The organism is Massilia pseudoviolaceinigra, assembly GCF_030846505.1.
GTDB classification, from domain to species: domain Bacteria; phylum Pseudomonadota; class Gammaproteobacteria; order Burkholderiales; family Burkholderiaceae_D; genus Telluria_A; species Telluria_A violaceinigra.
In genome coordinates this window covers 85,608-107,722 of sequence record NZ_JAVCWL010000026.1, presented here as the reverse complement: position 1 = coordinate 107,722, position 22,115 = coordinate 85,608, and the positions used below count along the sequence as shown (strand labels likewise).

The following is a 22,115-nucleotide window of genomic DNA, read 5'->3' as shown; positions in this document are numbered from 1 at the left end:
GGCGGCACCGGCGTGGCTTACGGGCTGACGTCGCACGCGAACGCCTTGTCGCCCTTGCCGTTCACCTGGAGATTGCTGACCTTGCCCTGCGGGTCCAGAAAGACCATGATCGATCTTTCGTCCGCTGTCTGTCCAAGGTAGGACATACGCTTATCGTTGCCAATGCTCACCGTTTCCATCTTCAGTGTGTTCAGATCGTAAGTCTCATCACCGATCTTCAACACGCCTTTCGCCACCTGATAGGCGACGTCGTCGAAGCTGAACGTACCGCTGTTGAGGCACTTGATCGTGGTCTTGGCATCCATCAGGTAGGCATACGAGGCGTACAGACTCTGGCTGGACAGTTTGATCGGCTTGGTGACCTTGCACTGAGTCATGTTGGGCGGAATCCCGAACCCGGCTTGTTTTTTTCCGTCATCGTGCTCCATCAGCGAGAGCATGAATTTGTCATTCTGGACCGTCATCGCGAGCGTCGGGGCAGCGTTCCCCTCGCGCTGGCGCACCAGCAGGACTTCCATGTCCGCCGTCAATTCTCCGGCGATACCGGCACCGCTGACCTTGCCATTCGCAGCGACCACGGCCGACCCGCCGGCCTTCAAACCCGCTGCAGCCCCCCTACCGATCGCCTCGCACTCGCTGTACGTACCCTCTGCCGTGGCCAGGATGGGAGCGAAGTAGTCGGCTGTCGGCAATGCCGGTTCGTTGTCGGCCACTTCCTCGACGGCGTTCTCGCCCGCCTCCTTACTTTCTGACGCTGCTTCCTTCGACTTGTCACTGCATGCGGACAATGCCAACATGGCCGTTAAAAACATCAACAGCACATGACGCTGGGGGGACTTGCTCATCGACTTGCTCCGGGTTAGGCTGCAAAATTAACAAATTTGCACTGGCGTGCCGCCGGATTGTACTTGATGAGTGACGGACAACAAAAAACCCGCAGCGTTGCCGGTGCGGGTTGTTGGTGCTGCGGTCAGGCGGCCATCAGGCTGGTGGCAGGAATGCCTCTGGCGCTGGCTGGTTGCGGACCTGGTTGCGGTACTTGGAAGCGGCGATGGCTTTCTTGATGGCTTCACGCGCGATGTTGGTGCGCTTGATGTCTTTTTTCTCGGCTTTGCCACGATGTTGGGCTTCGTCTTTGTTACCGATTCGATTTGTCATGTGAGACTCCTGTGTTGATGTTTTTAGGATTATGGTAGAGCGGTGCTACAGAAAAAATAGGACAACGTGCAAGATTCTTGTAGGACAGGAGGCGGTCAGTTGCTGCGCTTGGCCAGCTTGAAGCCTGGAAGCAGCAAAGCCCATCCAAGCTCGCGCCGGATTTCTTCCGGCGATGGCGGCGGTTTGGGATCACGCGAGCGGCGCTGAAGATATTCGCGCACAAGATGCTTGGGTGGATGTGTAATGGCAGGCATGATGACCTCCGCGTCGTTTTGTTGATCAAGGCCAGCGCGATGCTTTGCGCTGGCATGAAGAATTGGTGCCGATCCTCGAGGCGACCGGCTAACCTGCTGAGGAGGTGTCACCTTTGGACTTTGCCGCTGGCCCCTCACTCACACAGCTTCATCTTAAGGGCTGGACGGTAACTCAACCGTTCGTTGCCGCACATTTGCGCGAAAATCATCATCAGGATCGTGGCGGCGAATCACAGAACGCCCGTAGCTGAAGGCGCCACGCGATGGCGCGCTGTTGCCGGCCACACTATCTCTGCGCTGCCTGTGCTGCAATGAATGGCGCGGGACGGGGCGCCATTGGTCGCCTCATCGCGCGCCATGGTGATGCCAGGTCCGGCCAGCGACGCGCATGATCGTGCGCGTCGCTTCAGGCGTTTGCCGCCCCGCTGTCTGCGCCACGCGATATCAGCTGATGGCGACCGGTCCTTGCCACGCACCACCGCCGTGGACCCACATCACCTTCACGACGCCATTACCGTCCACGAAGAGCGCGTCGAGCTGATTCGCGCTGCCCTGATAATGCAGGGCCACTGGCGTACCCGGCGGCGCGGTGTTGGCGGGCGTCAGCCCGGCCGGCCCTTGCCACGCACCAGCGCCGATCACCCACATCACGTTCACGACGCCATTGCGGTCCACGAACACGGCGTCGAGCTGATTGGGGCCGCCCTGATGATGCAGGGTCACCGGCGCACCCGGTGGCGCGGTGTTGGCGGGCGTCAGTCCGGCCGGTCCTTGCCACGCTCCGCCGCCGATCACCCACATCACGCTCACGACGCCGTTGCGGTCCACGAACACGGCGTCAAGCTGATCGGCGTCGACCTGATGGTGCAAGGCCACTGGCGCACCCGGTGGCGCGGTGTCGCGCGGCGTCAGTCCGGCCGGCCCTTGCCACGCACCGCCGCCGACGACCCACATCACATTCACGGCACCATTGCGGTCCACGAACACGGCATCGAGCTGATTGGTGCCGCCCTGATAATGCAGGGATACTGGCGCACCCGGCGGCGCTGTGTCGGGAGGCGTCAGCCCGGCCGGCCCTTGCCACGCTCCGCCGCCGGTCACCCACATCACATTCACAACGCCATTGCGGTCCACGAACACGGCGTCGAGCTGATGGGTATCGACCTGATGGTGCAAGGCCACTGGCGCACCGGGCGGCGCGGTGTCGGGAGGCGTCAGTCCGACCGGCCCTTGCCACGCACCGCCACCGACGACCCACATCACGTTCACGACGCCGTTGCCGTCCACGAAAATGGCATCGAGCTGATTGATTCCTCCCTGATGATGCAAGGCCACCGACGCGCCTTGCGGCGCCGTATTCGGCGGCAGCGCGATCTGCACCGGCGGTTCCCACGGACGGTCGCCAATGACCCACATGACCGAAATGCCGCCGAACACATCGGTGAACGCGACCGTCAACTGCTGGTCGCTGCCCTGAAATGCGGCGTCCAACCGGGCGCCCGGAGCCGACACACGGCCGTACACATAGCCAAGGACTTGAGCATCCTCTGCGCCCGGCACCTCGTTGCCAGTCACGCCCCCCGCCGGCGGCACGAGGGTGGGCCCCATGTTCGGTGCCGAGAAGGCACCGGGTGAGTAATGCATGACAGAGGTATAGTCGTACCGGCCCAATGGCTGCGCCTCGGGAGGAATGACGAAATTGTGCTCCTTCCCAGCCCTCACGTTCGCACCGTTATAGGTGACGAAGGAGTTCCGGTCCGGTCGCTGGTGCTCGTGAAAAAGTCCCAGGGCGTGCCCGAGCTCGTGAATGATCGCCTGCGTGCCGAAACCCGAACCGATCTGCGAAACGACCGACCACGCTTGCAGCCCGCGCACCGAGACCGTTAATGGCACATTGTTCGCCGGGACCACAACCGCCTCGAGCAAGTCACCGTCGTGGGCGGCGATTCCGACCGGCGAACCCGCTGGTGCGGCGTTGGGGGGCGTCAGTCCTGCCGGCCCTTGCCATGCACCAGCGCCGACGACCCACATCACGTTCACGACGCCATTGCCGTCGACGAAAAACGCGTCGAGCTGATTAGGGCCGCCCTGATGATGCAGGGCCACGGGCGCACCGGGCGGCGCGGTGTTCGGTGGCGTCAGGCCGACCGGCCCCTGCCACGCGCCACCGCCGATGACCCACATCACGTTCACGACGCCATTGCCGTCCACGAACACGGCGTCAAGCTGATTGGCATCGACCTGATAATGCAAGGCCACTGGCGCACCCGGCGGCGCGGTGTTGGGCGGCGTCAGTCCCACCGGCCCCTGCCACGTGCCACCGCCGATCACCCACATCACGCTCACGACGCCATTACGGTCCACGAAGACGGCGTCGAGCTGATTGGAGCCACTCTGGTGGTGCAGGGCCACCGGCGCACCCGGTGGCGCGGTGTCGGGAGGCGTCAGTCCGGCCGGCCCTTGCCACGCTCCGCCGCCGATGACCCACATCACGTTGACAACGCCATGGCGGTCCACGAACACGGCGTCGAGCTGATTGGCATCGACCTGATGGTGCAAGGTCACCGGCGCGCCCGGTGGAGCGGTGTCGGAAGGCGTCAGTCCGGCCGGCCCTTGCCAGGCTCCGCCGCCGATCACCCACATTACGTTCACGACGCCATTGCGGTCCACGAACACGGCGTTGAGCTGATTGGCATCGACCTGATGGTGCAAGGCTACCGGCGCACCCGGCGGCGCGACGTCGGGGGGCGTCAGTGCCACCGGGCTCGACCACACACCAGGGGCCACCGTCCACATCGCATACACGGCGCCATCGGTGCCGACGAAGACGCAATCGACCTGGGTGTCGCCCTGGCGTTCGAAGGCCAGCCATGCCCCCTCCGGCACGACGGGCGTGATGGGAAATTCACATCCCACCCACTGCCGCCCTCCGACGCGGCCCACTGCGGAAAAGCATTCGTCATTGCTGACATTGAAAATGAGGACGTCGTTTTCGTCCGTATGTTCCACGAAGCGCACCGGCGCCACATTGCTCCAGTGCGCCATCGCCGTGATGATCTGTTGGCGCCCGATCTGGCTGATTGCAGCGTCGATGGAATATGGCACGACGCCATTCGGCCACCGTGTGGTACGACGGTCGTTACGGATATTTCCCATGATAATTCCTTTGTGTTATTTCCATTTGCAATGACGACGTCGTTCGGTGCGCCTGGACGGTCACTCCAACGTATCGAAGCCATCGACGACATGCAAGGCAGACCTGAGCGCTACTTGAGCGCTCTCTAGCGTGCTTCCGTTCTTTGCCGGGCTTTTTCGTTGTGGCATCGACTTGCGCCATGTTGCGCAGTCGTGTTCCGGCAATGACAGGCGGGCCACAACATCGCAGGTGTCATTTCATCTATCAAAGTCGGCAATGCCGGATCGGCAAGCCTGCAATTTCCTTGTGTTCGCGCAACACATTTCCATTGTCAAACACCGTGCCAGCGGTTAGCGTGTCGCTTTAGCGTTCAATATTGGTTTCCGATGCGTCTTGCTCCCCTCGTTTTGCTCAGTGCCGTCCTGGCTGGTTGCGCAAGCGCGCCACCCGCCCCCCCTGTCGTGGCGCCGGTTGCCGTGGCACCGCCGCCGGCTGCGCCGGCACCGGTGGCGCTGCCAATACCCGAGCCTGTCGCCGCGGCGCCGCTGGCCCCTGCCGCACCGCCGTTCGACCTCGCCACCTTGCAGCGCAAGCAGATTTATCAGATGACGCCGGCCGAAGTCGGGCGTTACATCGCCTATATGCATACCGCCGAACCGGACCTGCGCAAGCGCATCGCCGCGATCGGACGCAAGAATATCGGCCAGCCGTACGTGCTCAATCTGTTGGGCGAGTATCCCTATGAGCTGCACGACAACCTGCCGATGTTCAGCCTGCAGGCGAGCGACTGCGTGGTGTTCGCCGAACACACGTATGCGATGGCGCTGAGCCAGTCGTGGGAAGAATTTTTCTGGATGCTGCAGCGCATCCGCTACAAGGATGGCGTGATCGGCGTGGCAACACGCAATCATTACACCGAGGTGGACTGGAATATCAATAATGCCTGGCTGGTGTCCGACGTCAGCGCGCTGCTGGCCGGAACCGATGGCCCGGTGTATGACATGAAGATCGACCGCACGGCCTTCCTGAAGATGCGGCATAACACGGCCAGCAATATTCCCGTGCAGCTCAGCCAGGAAGCGTATGTGACCAAAGACAAGGTGGCAAGCGTGGTCGGGCAATTGCAGGATGGCGACCTGGTCAACGTGATTTCCACGCGCGGGGGCAAGTTCTGGGCGTCGCACGTCGGCTTCATCGTGGTGGATGCCTACGGGCAGCGCAATTTCCTGAACTCGGCCGAGCCGCAGGTGCGCGAAGAAAGCTTCGAGGCATTTTTTGCGCGGACAGCGGCGCGCGAGGAGCGTAGTGGCAAGAATGGACAAAAGCTGGCGGGTTTCAAGTTCCTGCGCTTGAATGACCATATCGTGGTGCCGCCAGCGGCGCCCCAGCCACGTCCGGGCGCGCCGGTTGCTGCGGCGGTGAAGGCCACGGCGACCGCCACGACGACGGCGGCCATCAAAGGGCCGACAGGCCCGGTGACGCGCTGACTGTAAAACCGGGGCGACAGACACGGATGGCGTTGCCGTAAGAGCAATCGCCCCCGCGCCGAGGCGGCATTCAGCGGGACGGCGGCGCCGCGCTGGCGAAAGCCACACTCGACTCCCGTCCCACGTCAGCCCCGCCACGCTGCACGCGTGCGCGCCAGCCAGCGGCGGCGCTCGGCCAGTCCCACCGTGCCGCCGTTGATGCGCCTCGTTATTTCCACGACATCGTCGTCATCCGCCGCCTCGTTGCAGCCTTTCGCGATCCAGATGGCGGCCGCCGCGCCCAGGCACCAGCGAGCCGAAAGCACCGCGTCGGGCTCGGCAACAAAATCCGGCGCGGACGGATAGCCAGTTCTCAACGTCACGCTCGCCAGTGCGTAGCTGTCCTTTCCAGTGAGCTGCAACAATCCGCGACCGCGGTACAGGTAGCCGTCGCCGGGAAGGTCGTTGCCCAAACGGCCGCCGTACACCGCGTTGGCGAGCCGGACTTCATCGTTGGCGTACATGGCCGGATCGAGCGGCCCACGCGGCAGGAAACGCTGCGGCCATACCTTGGGCAAACGCTGCGTGCTGTAGCGCAGGTTTTCCACCGCGCGCGCGAGGGCAACGGTTTCATGCAGCACCTGCGCCATGAAATGGCTTACCCGCAATGCTGACGCGGCGATGCCGAAATGAATCAGGAAATGTTGCTCCATGCTGAAAGCGGTGCGGTAGACGGGGAGCGCGCGCGGGGCAAGCTGCTCGACCTGGCCGAGCGTGATAACGACGGGCTCGGCCATGGCGGGCTCCTTCGCGGTGCGGTAGCTCCCATCGTATTGACTCTGCCGCCGCCGGACACCACGCGCATCAAATGATGGGACGTTAGCGCCCAGCCCTTCCTCATCGTCTTCAGCCCCCGCCCACCTCCCGGAAATCGGCATCGACCACGTCGTCGTCCCGCCCCGGCCCCCCTTGCCCGGAACCGGCCTGCGCGCCACCCTGCTGTTCCTGTCCCGCTCCGTTGCCTTGCTGCTGGTACAGTTTTGCGCCAATGCCCTGCGCCGCGGCGGACAAGGCTGCGATGCGTGTGTCGATGTCTTCCTTGCTGCCGGTTTTCAAGGCCGCGTCAAGGCGGTCGATGGCCGCCTGGATCCGCTCGCGCACCGGGGCATCGAGGCCCGCGCCATGTTCGTCGAGTTGCTTTCGGATTGCATGGACCAGCGCATCGCCGCGGTTGCGGGCGTCGGCCAGTTCGCGCGCGCGGCGGTCTTCGTCGGCGTGGGCCAGCGCGTCCTGCACCATTTTCTGAATCTCGGCTTCGCTCAGCCCCGAATTGGCCTTGATGGTGACCTGGTTGGCCTTGCCCGTGGCCTTGTCCACCGCGCTGACGTGCAGGATGCCGTTGGCATCGATATCGAAGCTGACCGCGATCTGCGGCATGCCGCGCGGCGCCGGCGCAATGCCGACCAGATTGAATTCGCCCAGCAACTTGTTGCCCGCGACAATTTCGCGTTCGCCCTGGTAGACCTTGACCGTCACGGCCGGCTGGTTGTCGTCGGCGGTCGAAAACACCTGGCTGAATTTGGTGGGAATGGTGGTGTTGCGGGGGATCATTTTGGTCATCACCCCACCCAGGGTTTCGATGCCGAGCGAGAGCGGGGTCACGTCCATCAGCAGCACGTCGGAACGCTCGCCGGAGAGCACCGCGCCCTGGATGGCCGCGCCTACCGCCACCGCCTCGTCGGGATTGACATCCTTGCGGGCGTCGCGTCCGAAAAATTCGCGCACCTTTTCCTGCACCTTGGGCATGCGCGTCATGCCGCCCACCAGAATGACGTCGCCGATCTGTTCCCTGGCCAGGTTGGCATCCTTGAGCGCAAGCCGGCACGGCGCGATGGTGCGGTCGATCAGGTCGTCGACCAGGGCTTCCAGGGTGGCGCGCGACAGACGCAGGTTGAGGTGGGCCGGGGCGCCGTTGGACATGGCAATGTAGGGCTCGTTGATGTCGGTCTGCTGGGTCGAGGACAGTTCGATCTTGGCGCGCTCCGCCGCGCTCTTGATGCGCTGCAAGGCAATCGGGTCGCGCCCGAGGTCGATGCCGCTCTGCTTCTTGAATTCGGCGATGATGTGGTCGATCACGCGCTGGTCGAAATCTTCGCCGCCGAGGAAGGTGTCGCCGTTGGTGGACAGCACCTCGAACTGCTTGTCGCCTTCCAGCTCGGCGATCTCGATGATGGAGATGTCGAAGGTGCCGCCGCCCAGGTCGTACACGGCCACCTTGCGGTCGCCGCGCGCGGCCTTGTCGAGGCCGAAGGCGAGCGCGGCGGCGGTCGGTTCGTTGATGATGCGGCGCACTTCCAGGCCGGCGATGCGCCCGGCGTCTTTCGTGGCCTGGCGCTGGGCGTCATTAAAATAGGCGGGTACCGTAATGACGGCGTCGCTGACCGGCCCGCCCAGATAGTCTTCGGCCGTCTTTTTCATCTTGCGCAGCACCTCGGCCGACACCTGCTGGGGCGCCAGGCGCTTGCCGCGCACGTCGACCCAGGCGTCGCCATTATCGGCGCGCACGATCTTGAAAGGCATCAGATGGATGTCTTTCTGGACTTGCGCCTCGTCGAACTTGCGCCCGATCAGGCGCTTGACGGCGAACAGCGTATTTTGCGGATTAGTCACCGCCTGGCGCTTGGCCGGCGCCCCCACCAGGATTTCGCAATGGTCCTGGTAGGCCACCACCGAGGGCGTGGTGCGCGCGCCCTCCGCGTTCTCGATCACCCGGGCCTGGCCGCCTTCCATCACGGCGACGCAGGAGTTGGTGGTGCCGAGATCGATACCGATGATCTTGCTCATTTCCTCCTCCGTGGATGAGTTGCCAGCGCGCGCACTCAAGGTGCGCCCGCAGTCACCTATCAATAGACCGCGCGCGCGCCAAAATGCTCCCGCTAACGTTCGCGGACACGATATATATCAAACTTCGCGGTTTTCACGATGTGTATCTTGGCCGAGTCCGATTGCCTTATGCCGCTCATTCTCGCGCGCTTTCCCACAGGTCTTAGGATAATCCGTCATTCCCCCCTCTGAGCCGCCATCAATAATATTTCCAATTGCAATTGATTCTAAATCCCAATCAAATCCAGCTAGCAATTTTTACGCTAAGTCAGCCGTTGACGATTATCAAATCAACCACATCAAGCCGGCAGGATAATAAACTTACACGTGGAAAAGTCCTCTAAGCCGCCGCGTGACGCTGATTATAAAGACGTGAATACGTGAATACGCAGCGCCAGTATTCCATGATATTCGCCATATAAACCCAAGCTCTTTCATTTTCCCTCTCCGCCATGCAGACGCCCATTACAAATCCGCTTAGCCAATTCTGTACCGGATTGGTCACCATGAACCGGACTGCCAAAATCGCGCTGATGGTCATGGTCGATCTGCTGGCCCTGCCGGCGTGCCTTCTGGCGGCCATGCTGCTGCGCCTGGGCGACACCGCATCGGCGCTGCAGTACCCGGCCGCCTATCTGCTGGTGCCGCTGCTGACGGTCGGCGCATTCTCGCTGTCGGACCTGTACCGCGCCGTCATCCGCCTCATCGACCAGCGCATGCTGGCCGTGACCGGCTTCACCCTGGCGCTGGCGACGCTGTCGGTGTACCTGATCATGGTGGGCATCAACAACGACACGTTCCCGCGCAGCGCGCTGGTCATTTACTGGTTTATTGCGTTTTCCTACGTGGTCACCTCGCGCATGACGGTGCGCAATTTCCTGCGCAAGCAGATGAACCACGCGCCCGCGGCCGACCATGCGGTGGCCATCTACGGCGCCGGGGAGCCGGGCGCGCAGCTGGCGCTGACAATGCGTACCAGCAATCAATATCGCCCCGTATGCTTTTTCGACGACAAGCGCGCATTCAACGAGCGCACCATCGCCGGCCTGCGCGTGTTCCATACGGAACGCCTGGCGGACGCGGTGCGCAGCCTGGGCGTGCGTTCGGTGATCATCGCCCTGCCCTCGGTATCGCCCCAGCGTCTGCGCGACATCATGGAGCGCCTGGCCATGGCCGGCGTGAACACCCGCATCCTGTGCCGCCTGCTCGACCTGGCCGACGACGCCACGCCCCTGCAAGCGGTACGCGACCTCAAGTTCGAGGACTTGCTGGGCCGCAAACCGGTGCCGCCGCGCACCGACCTGTTCGACCGCTGCGTGCGCGGCAAGCGCGTGCTGGTGACCGGCGCCGGCGGCTCCATCGGAAGCGAGCTGTGCCGCCAGATCGCCACCCTGGCCCCGGCCCACCTGCACCTGGTCGACCATTCCGAATTCGCGCTGTACACCATCCGCCAGGAATTGCTGGGCCGGCATCCGGAGATGCGCATCAGCGCACACCTGGGTTCGGTATGCAGCGCGCGCCTGGTCGAGCGCATCCTGCAGGAAAACCCCATCGACACCATCTACCACGCCGCCGCCTACAAGCATGTCCCCCTGGTCGAAAGCAATATCGTCGCCGGCCTGCGCAACAACGTGCTCGGTTCGCAAGTGATCGCGGCCGCCGCCGCCAAGTTCAAGGTGCGCACCTGCGTGCTCATTTCCAGCGACAAGGCGGTGCGCCCGACCAACATCATGGGGGCGAGCAAGCGTATCGCCGAGCTGATCTTTCAGGCGGCCGCCACCACCCACGGGCCGGACACCACCTTTTGCATGGTGCGTTTTGGCAACGTTCTGGGCTCGTCGGGCTCGGTGATTCCCCTGTTCCAGCGCCAGCTGGCCCACGGCGGGCCGCTGACGATTACCCATCCGGAAGTGTCGCGCTATTTCATGCTGATCGCCGAGGCGGCGCAACTGGTGATCCAGGCTGGCGCCATGGCCGAGGGCGGCGACGTATTCGTGCTCGATATGGGCGAGCCGGTCCGCATCGTCGACCTGGCGCGCACCATGATCATGATGTCGGGACTGACCGAAAAGACGGCGCAGAACCCCGAAGGCGACATCGGCCTCAAGTTCGTGGGACTGTTTCCCGGCGAAAAACTGTACGAGGAATTGCTTACGGACGGCAAGGTTTGTCCCAGCGACCATCCGCGCATCATGCGCATGAAGGAACACGCGCTCGATCCCGGCGTACTCGACACTTATATTACCTGCCTGATGCTCGCTTGCAATACCCATGATCGCGGCATGATCGAATCGATGGTCAAGGCAATCGTGTCCGAATATACGCCGCAGCCGAATGGCGCGCCAGTCCACCGTTCACCGGCGGCGGTGGCCCCGCCCGATAAAAACCGGCCCGCGCTATTACGCAGTTTCTCGCCCGACCGCATCGAATAAATACCGTCCGGCATAAACAAAATCGGCCCGGGATGCCCTCCGGAGCCTGATCCGGATTTACCCAACTTCAGTACGGAGATAATATCCATGCGCGACCAATATTCTAGCCGCCATTTAGTGAAGTTAATCGGGAAACTCGATCAACGCAGCGCTGTCATCGGCATTATCGGGCTGGGCTATGTGGGCTTGCCGCTCAGCCTGCGCTATGCCCAGGCCGGCTTCCGGGTGCTCGGCATCGATATCGATCCGGCCAAGGTGGCGCGCCTGAACGCCGGCGCCAGCTATATCGAGCATATTTCCGCCACCGCCATCGGGGCTGCGCTGGCGGCCGGCTTCGAGGCCACCAGCGACTTTGCGCGCGCGGCCGAGGCCGACGCCCTGATCATCTGCGTGCCGACCCCGCTCAACGCCTACCGCGAACCGGACCTGTCGTTCGTGCTGGCCACCGCCGACGCCCTGCTGCCCCACTTGCGCGCCGGCCAGGTGGTCTCGCTCGAAAGCACCACCTACCCCGGCACCACCGACGAGGAACTGCGCCCGCGCATCGCTTCACGCGGCCTGACCATCGGCGACGACATCTTCCTGGTGTTTTCGCCCGAGCGCGAAGACCCGGGCAACCCCGATTACGAAACCCGCACCATTCCCAAGGTCTGCGGCGGCGATACGGCGGCCTGCCTGCGCGCCGGCATCGCGCTGTACAGCCCGGCCATCGACCAGGTGGTGCCGGTCAGTTCCACCCGCGCCGCCGAACTGACCAAGCTGCTCGAAAACATCCACCGCGCCGTCAACATCGGCCTGGTCAATGAAATGAAGATCATCGCCGACAAGATGGATATCGATATCCACGAGGTGATCCGCGCCGCCGCCACCAAGCCGTTCGGCTTCACGCCCTACTATCCGGGTCCGGGCCTGGGCGGGCACTGCATTCCGATCGACCCCTTTTACCTGACCTGGAAGGCGCGCCAGTACGGCCTGCACACCCGTTTCATCGAGCTGGCCGGCGAAATCAACAGCGACATGCCGCACTGGGTCATCGGCAAGCTGGCCGACGCGCTCAACGAGCGGTCGCGCTCCATCCGCGGCAGCCGCGTGCTGGTGCTCGGCATCGCCTACAAGAAAAACGTCGAGGACATGCGCGAATCTCCTTCGGTTGAGCTGATGGAAATCCTGCGCGCCAAGGGCGCCCTGGTCGACTATTCCGATCCGCACGTGCCGGTGTTTCCGCCCATGCGAGAACACCATTTCGACCTCGCCAGCGTGCCCCTGACGCCAGCGTCGATCGCGTCCTACGACGTGGTGCTGCTGGCCACCAGCCACAGCGCCTTCGATTACGTGCTGATACAGCAGCACGCCGCCTTGATTGTCGACACGCGCGGGGTCTACCTGGACCGGCTGCCGAATGTCGTCAAGGCTTGAACCTTCGATTTGGAGAGTGATCATGCACTATTTCCCGCCCCCCGTTCTCGACCGCCGCATCCGTTTTGCGCTGGTCGGTTGCGGCCGTATTGCCCACAACCATTTCAATGCCATCGCCCAGCACCAGGACCGTTGCGAGCTGACCGGCGTGTGCGACATCGACCCGGTGGCGCTGGCCGCGGCAAGCAAGCGCACCGGCGCGCGGCCCTACCGCGGCCTGGGCGAGATGCTGGCCAAGTGCAATGCCGACGCGTTCATCATCTGCACCCCGTCCGGCCTGCATCCGGAGCAGGCGGTCCAGATCGCCGCCGGCGGGCGCCACGTGATCACCGAAAAACCCATGGCCACGCGCTGGGAAGACGGCAAGCGCATGGTGGCCGCCTGCGACGCGGCGGGGGTGCGCATGTTCGTGGTCAAGCAGAACCGGCGCAACGCCACCTTGCAGCTGCTCAAAAGCGCGGTCGATAAAAAGCGCTTCGGGCGCATCTACATGGTCAACCTGAATGTGTTCTGGACCCGTCCGGACGACTATTACAACAGCGCCAAATGGCGCGGCACCTGGGAATACGACGGCGGCGCCTTCATGAACCAGGCCAGCCACTACGTCGACCTGATCGACTGGATCGTCGGCCCGGTCGAGAGCCTGCAAGCCTACACCGCGACCCTGGCGCGCGATATCGAGGTCGAGGACACCGGCGTGATCAGCCTGCGCTGGCGCAACGGCGCGCTGGGGTCGATGAACGTGACCATGCTGACCTATCCGCGCAACCTGGAAGGCTCGATCACCATCCTGGGCGAGCGCGGCACGGCGCGCATCGGCGGCGTGGCGGTCAATGAAGTGCAGCAATGGGAGTTCGCCGAGCCGGACGAGGACGATGCGCGGGTGAACGACGCCAGCTACCAGACCACCTCGGTCTACGGCTTCGGCCATCCGCTGTATTACGACAATGTGATCAAGGTGCTGCGCGGCGAAGCCGAACCGGAAACCGATGGCCGTGAAGGGCTCAAGTCGCTCGAAGTGCTCATCGCCGCCTACAAGTCGGCGCGCGACGGCAAGCGCGTGGCCTTGCCGCTGGAGTATTGAACATGGACCAGGCCATCATTGAAGCGAGCGCCATCGTCGACCCCGGCGCCACCCTGGGCGCGGGCACCCGCGTCTGGCATTTCGCGCACGTGTGCGGCGGCGCGCGCATCGGCGCCGGCTGCTCGCTGGGGCAGAACGTGTTCGTCGGTAACGACGTGCTGATCGGCGACCGGGTCAGGATCCAGAACAATGTGTCGGTGTACGACGCCGTGACCATCGAGGACGAGGTGTTCTGCGGCCCCAGCATGGTATTTACCAACGTCTGGAATCCGCGCGCGGCCATCGTGCGCAAGGATGCCTACCGGCGCACCCTGGTGCGGCGCGGGGCCAGCATCGGCGCCAACGCCACCATCGTGTGCGGGGTCACCATCGGGCGCTATGCATTCATCGGCGCCGGGGCCGTGGTCACGCGCGACGTGCCCGATTACGCGCTGATGGTGGGCGTGCCGGCGCGCCAGACGGGCTGGATCGGCCGCCATGGCGAGCGCCTGGCCCTGCCCATGGGGCAGGATGGCGAGGCCACCTGCCCCCACACGGGCGAACGCTACCGGGTGCGCGGCGGGGTGTGCACCCTGGCCGGCGAGCGCGCCTCCTTATCGATCGATTGACCTGCCAGCGAACGGACCGACCATCATGGAATTTATCGACCTCAAAGCGCAATACCAGGCTGGACGCGAGAACATCAATGCCCGCATCCAGGCCGTGCTCGACCACGGCCAGTACATCATGGGACCGGAAGTGGACGAGCTCGAAGCGCGCCTGGCCGCGTTGACCGGGGCCAGGCACTGCATCACGGTGTCGTCGGGCACGGAAGCGCTGCTCATTTCGCTGATGGCGCTCGGCGTCAAAGCTGGCGACGAAGTCATCACCACGCCGTTTTCCTTCATCGCCACGGCCGAAGCCATCGTGCTGCTGGGGGCCACGCCGGTGTTCGTGGACATCGACCCGGCCACCTGCAATATCGATCCCACCCTGATCGAAGAAAAAATCACGGAGCGCACGCGCGCCATCATGCCGGTGTCGCTGTACGGCCAGCCGGCCGACATGGAAGCGATCAATGCGATTGCCTACCGCCATGGCCTGAGCGTGATCGAAGACGCGGCGCAGAGCTTCGGCGCCACCTACGGCGGCAAGCGCAGCTGCAATCTGTCGGCCATCGGCTGCACCAGCTTTTTCCCCAGCAAGCCGCTCGGCTGCTACGGCGACGGCGGCGCCATCTTCACCAGCGATGCCGGGCTGGCCACGGCCATGCGCGAAATCCGCGTCCACGGCCAGGCGCAGCGCTACGTGCACACGCGCATCGGCGTGGGTGGACGCATGGATACCTTGCAGTGCGCCATCGTGCTGGCCAAGCTCGACAATTTCGACTGGGAACTGAAGCAGCGCGCGCGCGCCGCCGCCAGCTACGACGCCCTGCTGTCGGGGAAAATCGGCAAGGTGGCGCGTCCGCGCGACCGCAGCAGCGTGTTCGCGCAGTACACGGTGGTCGTGGACGAGCGCGACCGGGTGCGCGCCGCACTGCACGAGGCCGGCATTCCGACCGCCGTGCATTATCCCGTGCCCATGCACCTGCAGCCGGCCTATGCGCGCTGGAGCGACCCGGACAGCGCCCCGGTCGCGCAAGCCATGGCCGCCAGGGTACTCAGCCTGCCGATGGGGCCCTACCTCGACGACGACAGCATCGGCCAGGTGTGCGCGGTGCTGCTGCGCGCCGCCGGCAGTGGCGCCGCTTCATGCCGGCAGGATTGACGTGGAGACGGCAATGACAGCGCGGCTACCGGCTTACTGGCGCAACGTGATGACCGTGCTCGGCGGCGCGCTCGGGGCCCAGGCCCTGCCGCTGCTGGCGGCCCCGCTCATCACCCGCCTGTGCACCCCGGCCGACGTGGGCGCCTTCAGCGTCTGGCTGGGCGTGGTGGCGGTGGCGGCCATCGGCGCCACGCTGCGGCTGGAAGCGGCGATGATCCTCGACCACGAAAGCGAGGCGCAGCGCACCTGCTTTTCGGTGGTGGCCTACAGTGCCAGCCTCACCGCCATCCTGATGACCGCGTGCGCGGTGCTGGCGCGCCTGCTGGAGCTGCCCATCGCCGCCCACCTGTCGTGGCCGGCGCTGCTGACGCTCGGCCTGGCCACCTGGATGACGGCCTACATGCAAACCACGCTGGCCTACGCCACCTCGCGCAATGCCTTCGGCAAGGCCGCGCGCGCGCGCATCTGGAGCGCCGGCGGCATCGCCCTGGCGCAGGTGGGCCTGCTGGCGCTGGGCGTGGGCGGCGTGGCCCTGATCGCTGGCCAGCTGATCGGGCTGGCCGCGGGCTTGCTGGCCGCCATGCTGCTGCTGGCGCCGCCCCAGGCATGGCCGGGCTGGCGCCTGGACGACGGGCAGCGCCGCTACCTGCGCCGTCACGACAAGTTCTGGCGCTTTTCGCTGCCCTCGAACCTGCTCAACGTGATCGTCGGACAATTGCCGCTGCTGATGATCGGCGCGCGCCACGGCGCACTTGCAGCCGGCCTGTTCGCCCTCACCCAGCGCGTGCTGGGCGCGCCGATTGCGCTGCTGGCCTCGTCGGTGCTGGAAGTGTTCAAGCGCCAGTCGGTGCATGACTTCCAGACCCAGGGCAATTGCCGCGATGCCTACCGCTACACCTTCAAGGCGCTGGTGCTGCTGGGCATCGGCCCCTCGCTGGTGCTGCTGCTGTTTTCGCCGCAACTGTTCGCTTTCGTGTTCGGAGAAAACTGGCGCGCCGCCGGCGAGCTGGCGCAAATCCTCGCGCCGCTGTATTTCCTCAATTTCATCGCCAGCCCGCTGAGCTATGTGTTCTTTGTCGCCGGCAAGCAGAAGATCGACCTGGTGTGGCAGGTGGCGCTGTTCGTGATGACCGTATCGGTGTTCGCCGCGCCCGGCACCTTGCAGCAAAGCGTGCTGTGGTATGCGGTCGGCTACTCCCTGCTCTATTTTATCTACTTGCACATGTCGTACCAGTGCTCGCAAAACCGCATGGCGGCCGTATGAACCCGATCGCGCGCACCACGGGACACGAACAGTTGGCGGGCATGCTGGCCTTCTTTGCGCTGTTTCCCGGCTTCTTTTTTTATCACACGGCGCTGGGACTGGGAAAGATTCCAGCCGTCCTAGGCGGCTATTTCGCGCTGGTATCGCTGCTGCTGTTGCCCATGCTGTTTTTCTTCTACGCGGCCCGGGTCCGGCGCGACTGCGATTACCTGGGCAAGAGCGATGTCGCCTTCTTCCTGTACCTGGCCTACTTCGCGCTGATCGTCGCCGTCAACGCCGTGGCCGGCGCGAATGGGCTGATCGTCACCAATCATGTGCTCGGGATCATCTTCATGTTGAACGTGTTCTTCGCGTTGCGCCTGTGCGACCCGGGCCAGCGGCGCTTTCGCCAGATGGCGCTGGGCAGCCTGCTGGGCATGTCGGCCATCGTGTTTGCCTACGCCGTCGATGGATCGTTCTACCTGGCGCCGCTCGGCACGGCAAAAAATCCGGAAAGCCTGGCCTCGTACCAGGGGTTTTCGCGATCGTATTTGTTTACTTTTGCGGTGGCCATCGCGTACACCCGCTCCTTGCCGCTGCGCGTGTTGCTGTATTGCCTGGCCGCGCTGACCCTGTTCATGAATACGGCGCGCAGCGAATTTGCCGCCATGCTGTTCATGATTCCCATCATCGAGCTGTATCACGCGCGCCAGAAGTTATTAATGACCTCCATTTTTATCATCCTGTTCCTTGTGATTTTCTCCAATCTGGACCAATTATTGTCCATGCTGCCCAGTAACCGGGTACTGGAACTGCTTGATCTGTCACATTCGACCTCGGCCAACAAGCGTCATCATCTGAGCGCGTATGCGATGAATACGATCGCGCAGTTTCCGGTCTTCGGCGACTACGCCAGTTATTCGCCGGGCCTGTATTCGCATAATGTGCTGTCGGCCTGGGTCGATACCGGCCTGTTCGGATTTCTGTTTGTGCTGAGCATATTGATCGTGCCGGCGATTCCGATGTTTTTCAAAGGATATTTCGCACGCCAGCGCTCCGGCGAATTCCTTCTGGGTTTTTCCCTTTGCTGCATCACGCTGCTGCTTCTGATTACCTCGCATTATTTTACCGACATGCTCATCGGCGCCACCATGGCGGCGTATTCATCCTACCGGTATGGAATGACACATGCTCTCAATTGCACATCTGACATCGGCCCATCCGCGCCGCGACACCCGGATCTTCGTCAAGCAATGCATGACGCTGGCGCGGCAAGGGTATAAGGTCACCCTGGTGGTGGCGGACGGCCTCGGGGACGAGCGCGACAGCGGCGTTCATATCACCGACGTCGGGCATCACCCGGGCCGCATGGGACGCATGCTGGTCAGCACGCGCCGCGTCTTGCAGCGCGCGCGCCTGATCGATGCCGACATGTATCACCTGCACGATCCGGAACTGATTCCCGTCGGGCTGCGCCTCAAGCGCCTGGGCAAGATCGTCATCTTCGACGCCCATGAAGATTTGCCGCTGCAAATACTAAGCAAGCCCTACCTCGCGCCATCCTTGCGGGGTTTGCTCGCCAGCACATGCGCCGCCTACGAACGCCACGCCTGCCGCCGTTTCGATGCGATCGTTGCCGCAACGCCGTTTATCCGGGATAAATTCTTGCGGATCAACCCGAACACGGTCGATGTCAACAATTACCCGATGCCCGCCGAATTCGACGGCGACGCCCCGTGGGACGAGAAACAGCAGGAGGTGTGCTATGTCGGCAGCCTGTCCGCGATGCGCGGCATCGGCGAGCTGGTCAGCGCAGCGCAGTTGCTGCAATCGCCTGCCCGTATCACCCTGGCCGGGCGTTTTTCCGAGGTGGCGCTGGAAAACGCCCTGAGCGCACTACCCGGCTGGCAACGCCTGAATCGCCCCGGCCACCTGGGCCGCGACGGCGTGCGCGCGCTCATGGCGCGCGCCCTCGCCGGCCTGGTGACCCTGTATCCCGAACCCAATTACCTCGAGGCCCTGCCCGTCAAGATGTTCGAATACATGGCGGCAGGCATTCCCGTCATCGCCTCCGATATTCCCCTATGGCACGGGATTATCCAAAGTAATCAATGCGGCGTGTGTGTCGATCCCTTCGATCCGGCCGCCATTGCCGCCGCCATCGATTATTTCGTGCGCCATCCGCACATTGCCCGCCGCATGGGCCGCAATGGACGGCGCGCGATTCTCGAAAAATATAACTGGCCGGCCGAGGCGGAAAAACTGATCAGGCTTTATCGGGAGCTGCAAGCGCCGTTGGGGAATCGGCGCATTGCCGACCGCCACGGCGCATCCGGATAACTATTCATGTCATCGCCGAAATAAAAACCTGCGGCACCCCTGACGAATAACAAAGAACCGCGCTTGCGCCGTATCGACTTACGCAACTTCAAATAGCCTCCCGCTTCATCTGGCTACAGTAAGAAAAGCCCGAACCATTTCCGGCCAGGAGGCGCAAGGCTAGATGCGCCTGACATTCAAATCCAACCAACAAGAAAAGGCGGTTTTAAGCCGCGACGACTGCAATGAACAGCCTACTCTCCACAGTTTCGAACCATATCGCCACCGTCAGGCAAGTGCTGCGGCTTCCTGTCGCGCATTTGTATTTCGACCTGGCCATCGCCCCCATCAATGTGCGCTCGACCTACCAGTATTACACCAAGCGCCATCCACGCTACAAAATCATCCAGCACAAAAGCTGGGGCGCCGCACTGATCGACCTGCACGGTTTCCAGGGACGCAGCGCCTATTTGGACAGCATCAAAGGCAGGAACTGGGGCGCCCACCACATCAAGCGGGCACGCGCGCGCGGCTACACCCTGGCCCAGATCGACCGCAACGACCATGTGGATGCCATCCACGCCATTAACACCTCGGTCGAGGCGCGCCAGGGACGTCCCATGGACCAGCATTACCTGCAAAAGCAGCGCTGCTACGACAAGCTGAGCAACTTCACCTATTACGGCGTCCTCGATCCCGACGGCAAGCTGGTGGCGTACGCCAACGTCGGGCGCTACGGCAATTTCCATGCATTCGAGAAGCTCATGGGTTACCGCAACAACGACGGCATCATGCACTTGCTGGTGGGCGACATTGCAGCCGGACTGATCGACCAGGGCCTGGCGCGCTACCTGATGTACGACACCTACTACGGCGCCTTGCCCGGGCTGCGCCAGTTCAAGACCATGCTCGGCTTTATCCCCCATCGTGCGATTTACCACCTCCGATGAAACGACTTTTCCGACGCCTGTACAGCGATTACCCGATGCCGTCGCGCATGCCTGAGTCGATGCCCTGCGCGCGCGCTGCGGCATCGCCTGTGAAACGTATGACAGCGCCCTCCTCGAACAGTTCGACATGGCCATCAGACCGCCCGCCGCCCCAGCCATACCCCGATGGCGCCGCGGGCCGCGCCTGGGCGCTACCGCACCATGTGCCTGCTGACCCATCCGGTCCAGTGGGAAACCAACTGGCGCGAAAACACGCGCTGCAACCTGCGCCGCCTGGCCGACGGACTGACATGGTAAGCGCGTGTCGCCCGCGGGAGGTTCCGGCATGAACATTCTCCTCATCAACCACTATGCCGGCTCCCTGCGGCACGGCATGGAATACCGCCCCTTCTACCTGGCGCGCGAATGGGTACGGCTGGGCCACACGGTGCGCATCATCGCCTCGTCCCAGTCGCACATCCGGGCCCAGGCGCCGCAGCTGCATGGCCAGCCCCGGCTGGACGAAACCATCGACGGCGTCAGCTATCGCTGGATCGCCACGCCCGCCTACCGCGGCAACGGCGCGGCGCGCGTGGTCAATATGCTTGCCTTCGTCGCCCACCTGCAACGGCACGCGCGCCAGCTCGCCGCCGAGTTTGCGCCCGACGTCGTCATTGCCTCAAGTACCTACCCGCTCGACATCTGGCCGGCGCACCGCATCGCCCGGCTGGCCGGCGCGCGTCTGCTGTTCGAGCTGCACGACCTGTGGCCGCTCTCGCCCATCGAACTGGGCGGCTATTCGCGCTGGCATCCTTTCATCATGTTGCTGCAGGCGGCAGAAAACTATGCTTGCCGCAACGCCTGCGCCATCGTATCGATCCTGCCCAAGGTGCGCGATCATCTGGAAGCGCACGGCATGGCCCCGCATAAACTGCATATCGTGCCCAACGGCGCCGACCCGGCCGAATGGCTGGCCGAGCCGCCGGCCCTTTCGGGGCAGGCCGGCACCGTTCTGGCGGCCTTGCGGCACGAGGGCAAGTTCATCGTCGGCTATGCCGGCACGCATGGCGTCGCCAACGCCCTCGATACCCTGCTCGACGCCGCCGCCCTGGTGGCTGACCAGCGCATCGCCTTCGTACTGGCCGGTGGCGGTCCTGACAAGCCCCGGCTGGCGCATCTGGCGCGCGAACGCGGCCTGCACCATGTACATTTTCTCGATCCGGTACCCAAGGAACAGGTGCCGGCCTTGCTGGCCTGCTTCGACGTCGCCTACATCGGCTGGCAGCGACAGCGCCTGTACCGGTATGGCATCGCGCCCAACAAACTGATCGACTACATGATGGCTGGCCGGCCCATCCTGCATTCGGTCGAGGCGGGCAACGATCCGGTGGCCGACGCCCGTTGCGGCCTGACCGTTGCCCCGCAGGACCCCGCCGCCGTGGCGCACGGTCTGCTGGCCCTGTTCACGCTCGACCCGTACGAGCGCGAAGCGGCCGGACAACGCGGCCGCGCCTACGCCATGGCCAACCTGAGCTACCCGGTGCTGGGGCGGCGTTTCTTGCAGGCGTGCGCATGATGGCTACCGTTCATTCCCAGCGGCGATCACAAGACGGCGCTGCCATGTCCGGTGCGGGCCGGCGCGGCTGCTTCAACCCGCCGGCAGCGCCGGTCCGGTCCCTGATACCCCAGGCAGAGGCAACGTTGCCAGCAGGAGCAGTCCCGGCGAGTCACCGCGACGATGCGCCGTGCGCCGTTGCGTCGGCGGCTGTCAAGCCAACGTGCCGCCCCTCCGAGGGCCGCCTCGGCGCGGCGGCGTCGGCGTCGGCGTCGGCGGTCAGTGCGCTGCGTCGGCAAAGGCCGCGTGCACCGTTTCGCGACATCCATCGAGCGGCGAGTGATGCCCTATCAACAGCCATGATTGCCGTCCTTCCTGTGAAGACAGCCACGCCTGCCCTCCTTCCCATGAAGACAGCGACGCCTACCCTCCTTCCTGAACGATCTGCCTACGGCGCTGCAGGGCCGGGCAAGCAACGCATCGGCGTGCGG

At 63.9% G+C, this 22,115-nt stretch carries 18 protein-coding genes; 12 read left to right on the top strand and 6 right to left on the bottom strand.

The features are described from left to right. Nucleotides 1-17 precede the first annotated feature (17 nt). From RBA40_RS23515 to RBA40_RS23500, 4 genes are all read right to left on the bottom strand, one after another. The gene (locus tag RBA40_RS23515; protein ID WP_306650420.1) at nt 18-845 is read right to left on the bottom strand and encodes a hypothetical protein; all 828 of its coding nucleotides are present in this window, start codon (nt 843-845) and stop codon (nt 18-20) included. Nucleotides 846-981: 136 nt separating this feature from the next. After that, a complete protein-coding gene (locus tag RBA40_RS23510) occupies nt 982-1,158 on the bottom strand; it encodes a hypothetical protein (protein ID WP_167399956.1) in 177 nt (58 codons plus the stop codon). Between the two features lie 95 nt (nt 1,159-1,253). Further along, nucleotides 1,254-1,412: a hypothetical protein gene (locus RBA40_RS23505; RefSeq protein ID WP_306650418.1), complete on the bottom strand. Its 159-nt coding sequence runs from the start codon at nt 1,410-1,412 to the stop codon at nt 1,254-1,256. Nucleotides 1,413-1,856: 444 nt separating this feature from the next. Further along, nucleotides 1,857-4,568, bottom strand: coding sequence for a beta propeller lectin (locus tag RBA40_RS23500; protein WP_306650416.1), 2,712 nt, complete (start codon nt 4,566-4,568; stop codon nt 1,857-1,859). A 456-nt stretch (nt 4,569-5,024) separates the two neighbouring features. Here RBA40_RS23500 and RBA40_RS23495 point away from each other — a divergent pair, with 456 nt between their 5' ends. Then, nucleotides 5,025-6,035, top strand: coding sequence for an N-acetylmuramoyl-L-alanine amidase-like domain-containing protein (locus tag RBA40_RS23495; RefSeq protein ID WP_306650414.1), 1,011 nt, complete (start codon nt 5,025-5,027; stop codon nt 6,033-6,035). Between the two features lie 125 nt (nt 6,036-6,160). Here RBA40_RS23495 and RBA40_RS23490 read toward each other — a convergent pair whose 3' ends face one another. Both RBA40_RS23490 and dnaK read right to left on the bottom strand, forming a co-directional pair. Further along, nucleotides 6,161-6,811: a glycoside hydrolase family 19 protein gene (locus RBA40_RS23490; RefSeq protein ID WP_306650412.1), complete on the bottom strand. Its 651-nt coding sequence runs from the start codon at nt 6,809-6,811 to the stop codon at nt 6,161-6,163. A gap of 109 nt (nt 6,812-6,920) precedes the next feature. Continuing rightward, nucleotides 6,921-8,858 carry a molecular chaperone DnaK gene (gene dnaK, locus RBA40_RS23485; RefSeq protein WP_306650410.1) on the bottom strand — a complete coding sequence of 646 codons (1,938 nt, stop codon included), beginning with the start codon at nt 8,856-8,858 and terminating at the stop codon, nt 6,921-6,923. A 545-nt stretch (nt 8,859-9,403) separates the two neighbouring features. On the opposite strand from dnaK, the gene RBA40_RS23480 reads away from it, so the two are divergent. From RBA40_RS23480 to RBA40_RS23430, 11 genes are all read left to right on the top strand, one after another. After that, on the top strand, nt 9,404-11,329 hold the full coding sequence (locus RBA40_RS23480) for a polysaccharide biosynthesis protein (RefSeq protein WP_306650408.1): 1,926 nt from the start codon (nt 9,404-9,406) through the stop codon (nt 11,327-11,329). Between the two features lie 87 nt (nt 11,330-11,416). After that, nucleotides 11,417-12,745, top strand: a complete 1,329-nt coding sequence (locus RBA40_RS23475; protein ID WP_374710537.1) for a nucleotide sugar dehydrogenase — start codon at nt 11,417-11,419, stop codon at nt 12,743-12,745. Nucleotides 12,746-12,767: 22 nt separating this feature from the next. After that, complete coding sequence (locus RBA40_RS23470) at nt 12,768-13,829, top strand: Gfo/Idh/MocA family protein (protein ID WP_306650404.1); 1,062 nt, start codon at nt 12,768-12,770, stop codon at nt 13,827-13,829. 2 nt (nt 13,830-13,831) lie between these two features. Continuing rightward, nucleotides 13,832-14,437 (top strand): acyltransferase, encoded by a 606-nt coding sequence (locus RBA40_RS23465; RefSeq protein ID WP_306650402.1) that lies wholly within the window; start codon nt 13,832-13,834, stop codon nt 14,435-14,437. A 25-nt stretch (nt 14,438-14,462) separates the two neighbouring features. Beyond that, the gene (locus RBA40_RS23460) at nt 14,463-15,578 is read left to right on the top strand and encodes a DegT/DnrJ/EryC1/StrS family aminotransferase (protein ID WP_306650400.1); all 1,116 of its coding nucleotides are present in this window, start codon (nt 14,463-14,465) and stop codon (nt 15,576-15,578) included. 13 nt (nt 15,579-15,591) lie between these two features. After that, complete coding sequence (locus RBA40_RS23455) at nt 15,592-16,842, top strand: lipopolysaccharide biosynthesis protein (RefSeq protein WP_306650398.1); 1,251 nt, start codon at nt 15,592-15,594, stop codon at nt 16,840-16,842. Beyond that, on the top strand, nt 16,839-18,104 hold the full coding sequence (locus RBA40_RS23450; protein ID WP_306650396.1) for an O-antigen ligase family protein: 1,266 nt from the start codon (nt 16,839-16,841) through the stop codon (nt 18,102-18,104). Before RBA40_RS23455 ends, RBA40_RS23450 begins: the two co-directional genes overlap by 4 nt. After that, nucleotides 18,010-19,161, top strand: coding sequence for a glycosyltransferase (locus tag RBA40_RS23445; protein ID WP_306650394.1), 1,152 nt, complete (start codon nt 18,010-18,012; stop codon nt 19,159-19,161). Before RBA40_RS23450 ends, RBA40_RS23445 begins: the two co-directional genes overlap by 95 nt. A gap of 224 nt (nt 19,162-19,385) precedes the next feature. After that, nucleotides 19,386-20,090 carry a hypothetical protein gene (locus RBA40_RS23440; RefSeq protein WP_306650392.1) on the top strand — a complete coding sequence of 235 codons (705 nt, stop codon included), beginning with the start codon at nt 19,386-19,388 and terminating at the stop codon, nt 20,088-20,090. A gap of 165 nt (nt 20,091-20,255) precedes the next feature. Further along, entirely contained in the window at nt 20,256-20,387 is a 132-nt protein-coding gene (locus RBA40_RS23435) for a hypothetical protein (RefSeq protein WP_306650390.1), read from the top strand. A gap of 28 nt (nt 20,388-20,415) precedes the next feature. Beyond that, nucleotides 20,416-21,645, top strand: coding sequence for a glycosyltransferase family 4 protein (locus tag RBA40_RS23430; RefSeq protein WP_306650388.1), 1,230 nt, complete (start codon nt 20,416-20,418; stop codon nt 21,643-21,645). Nucleotides 21,646-22,115: the final 470 nt, after the last annotated feature.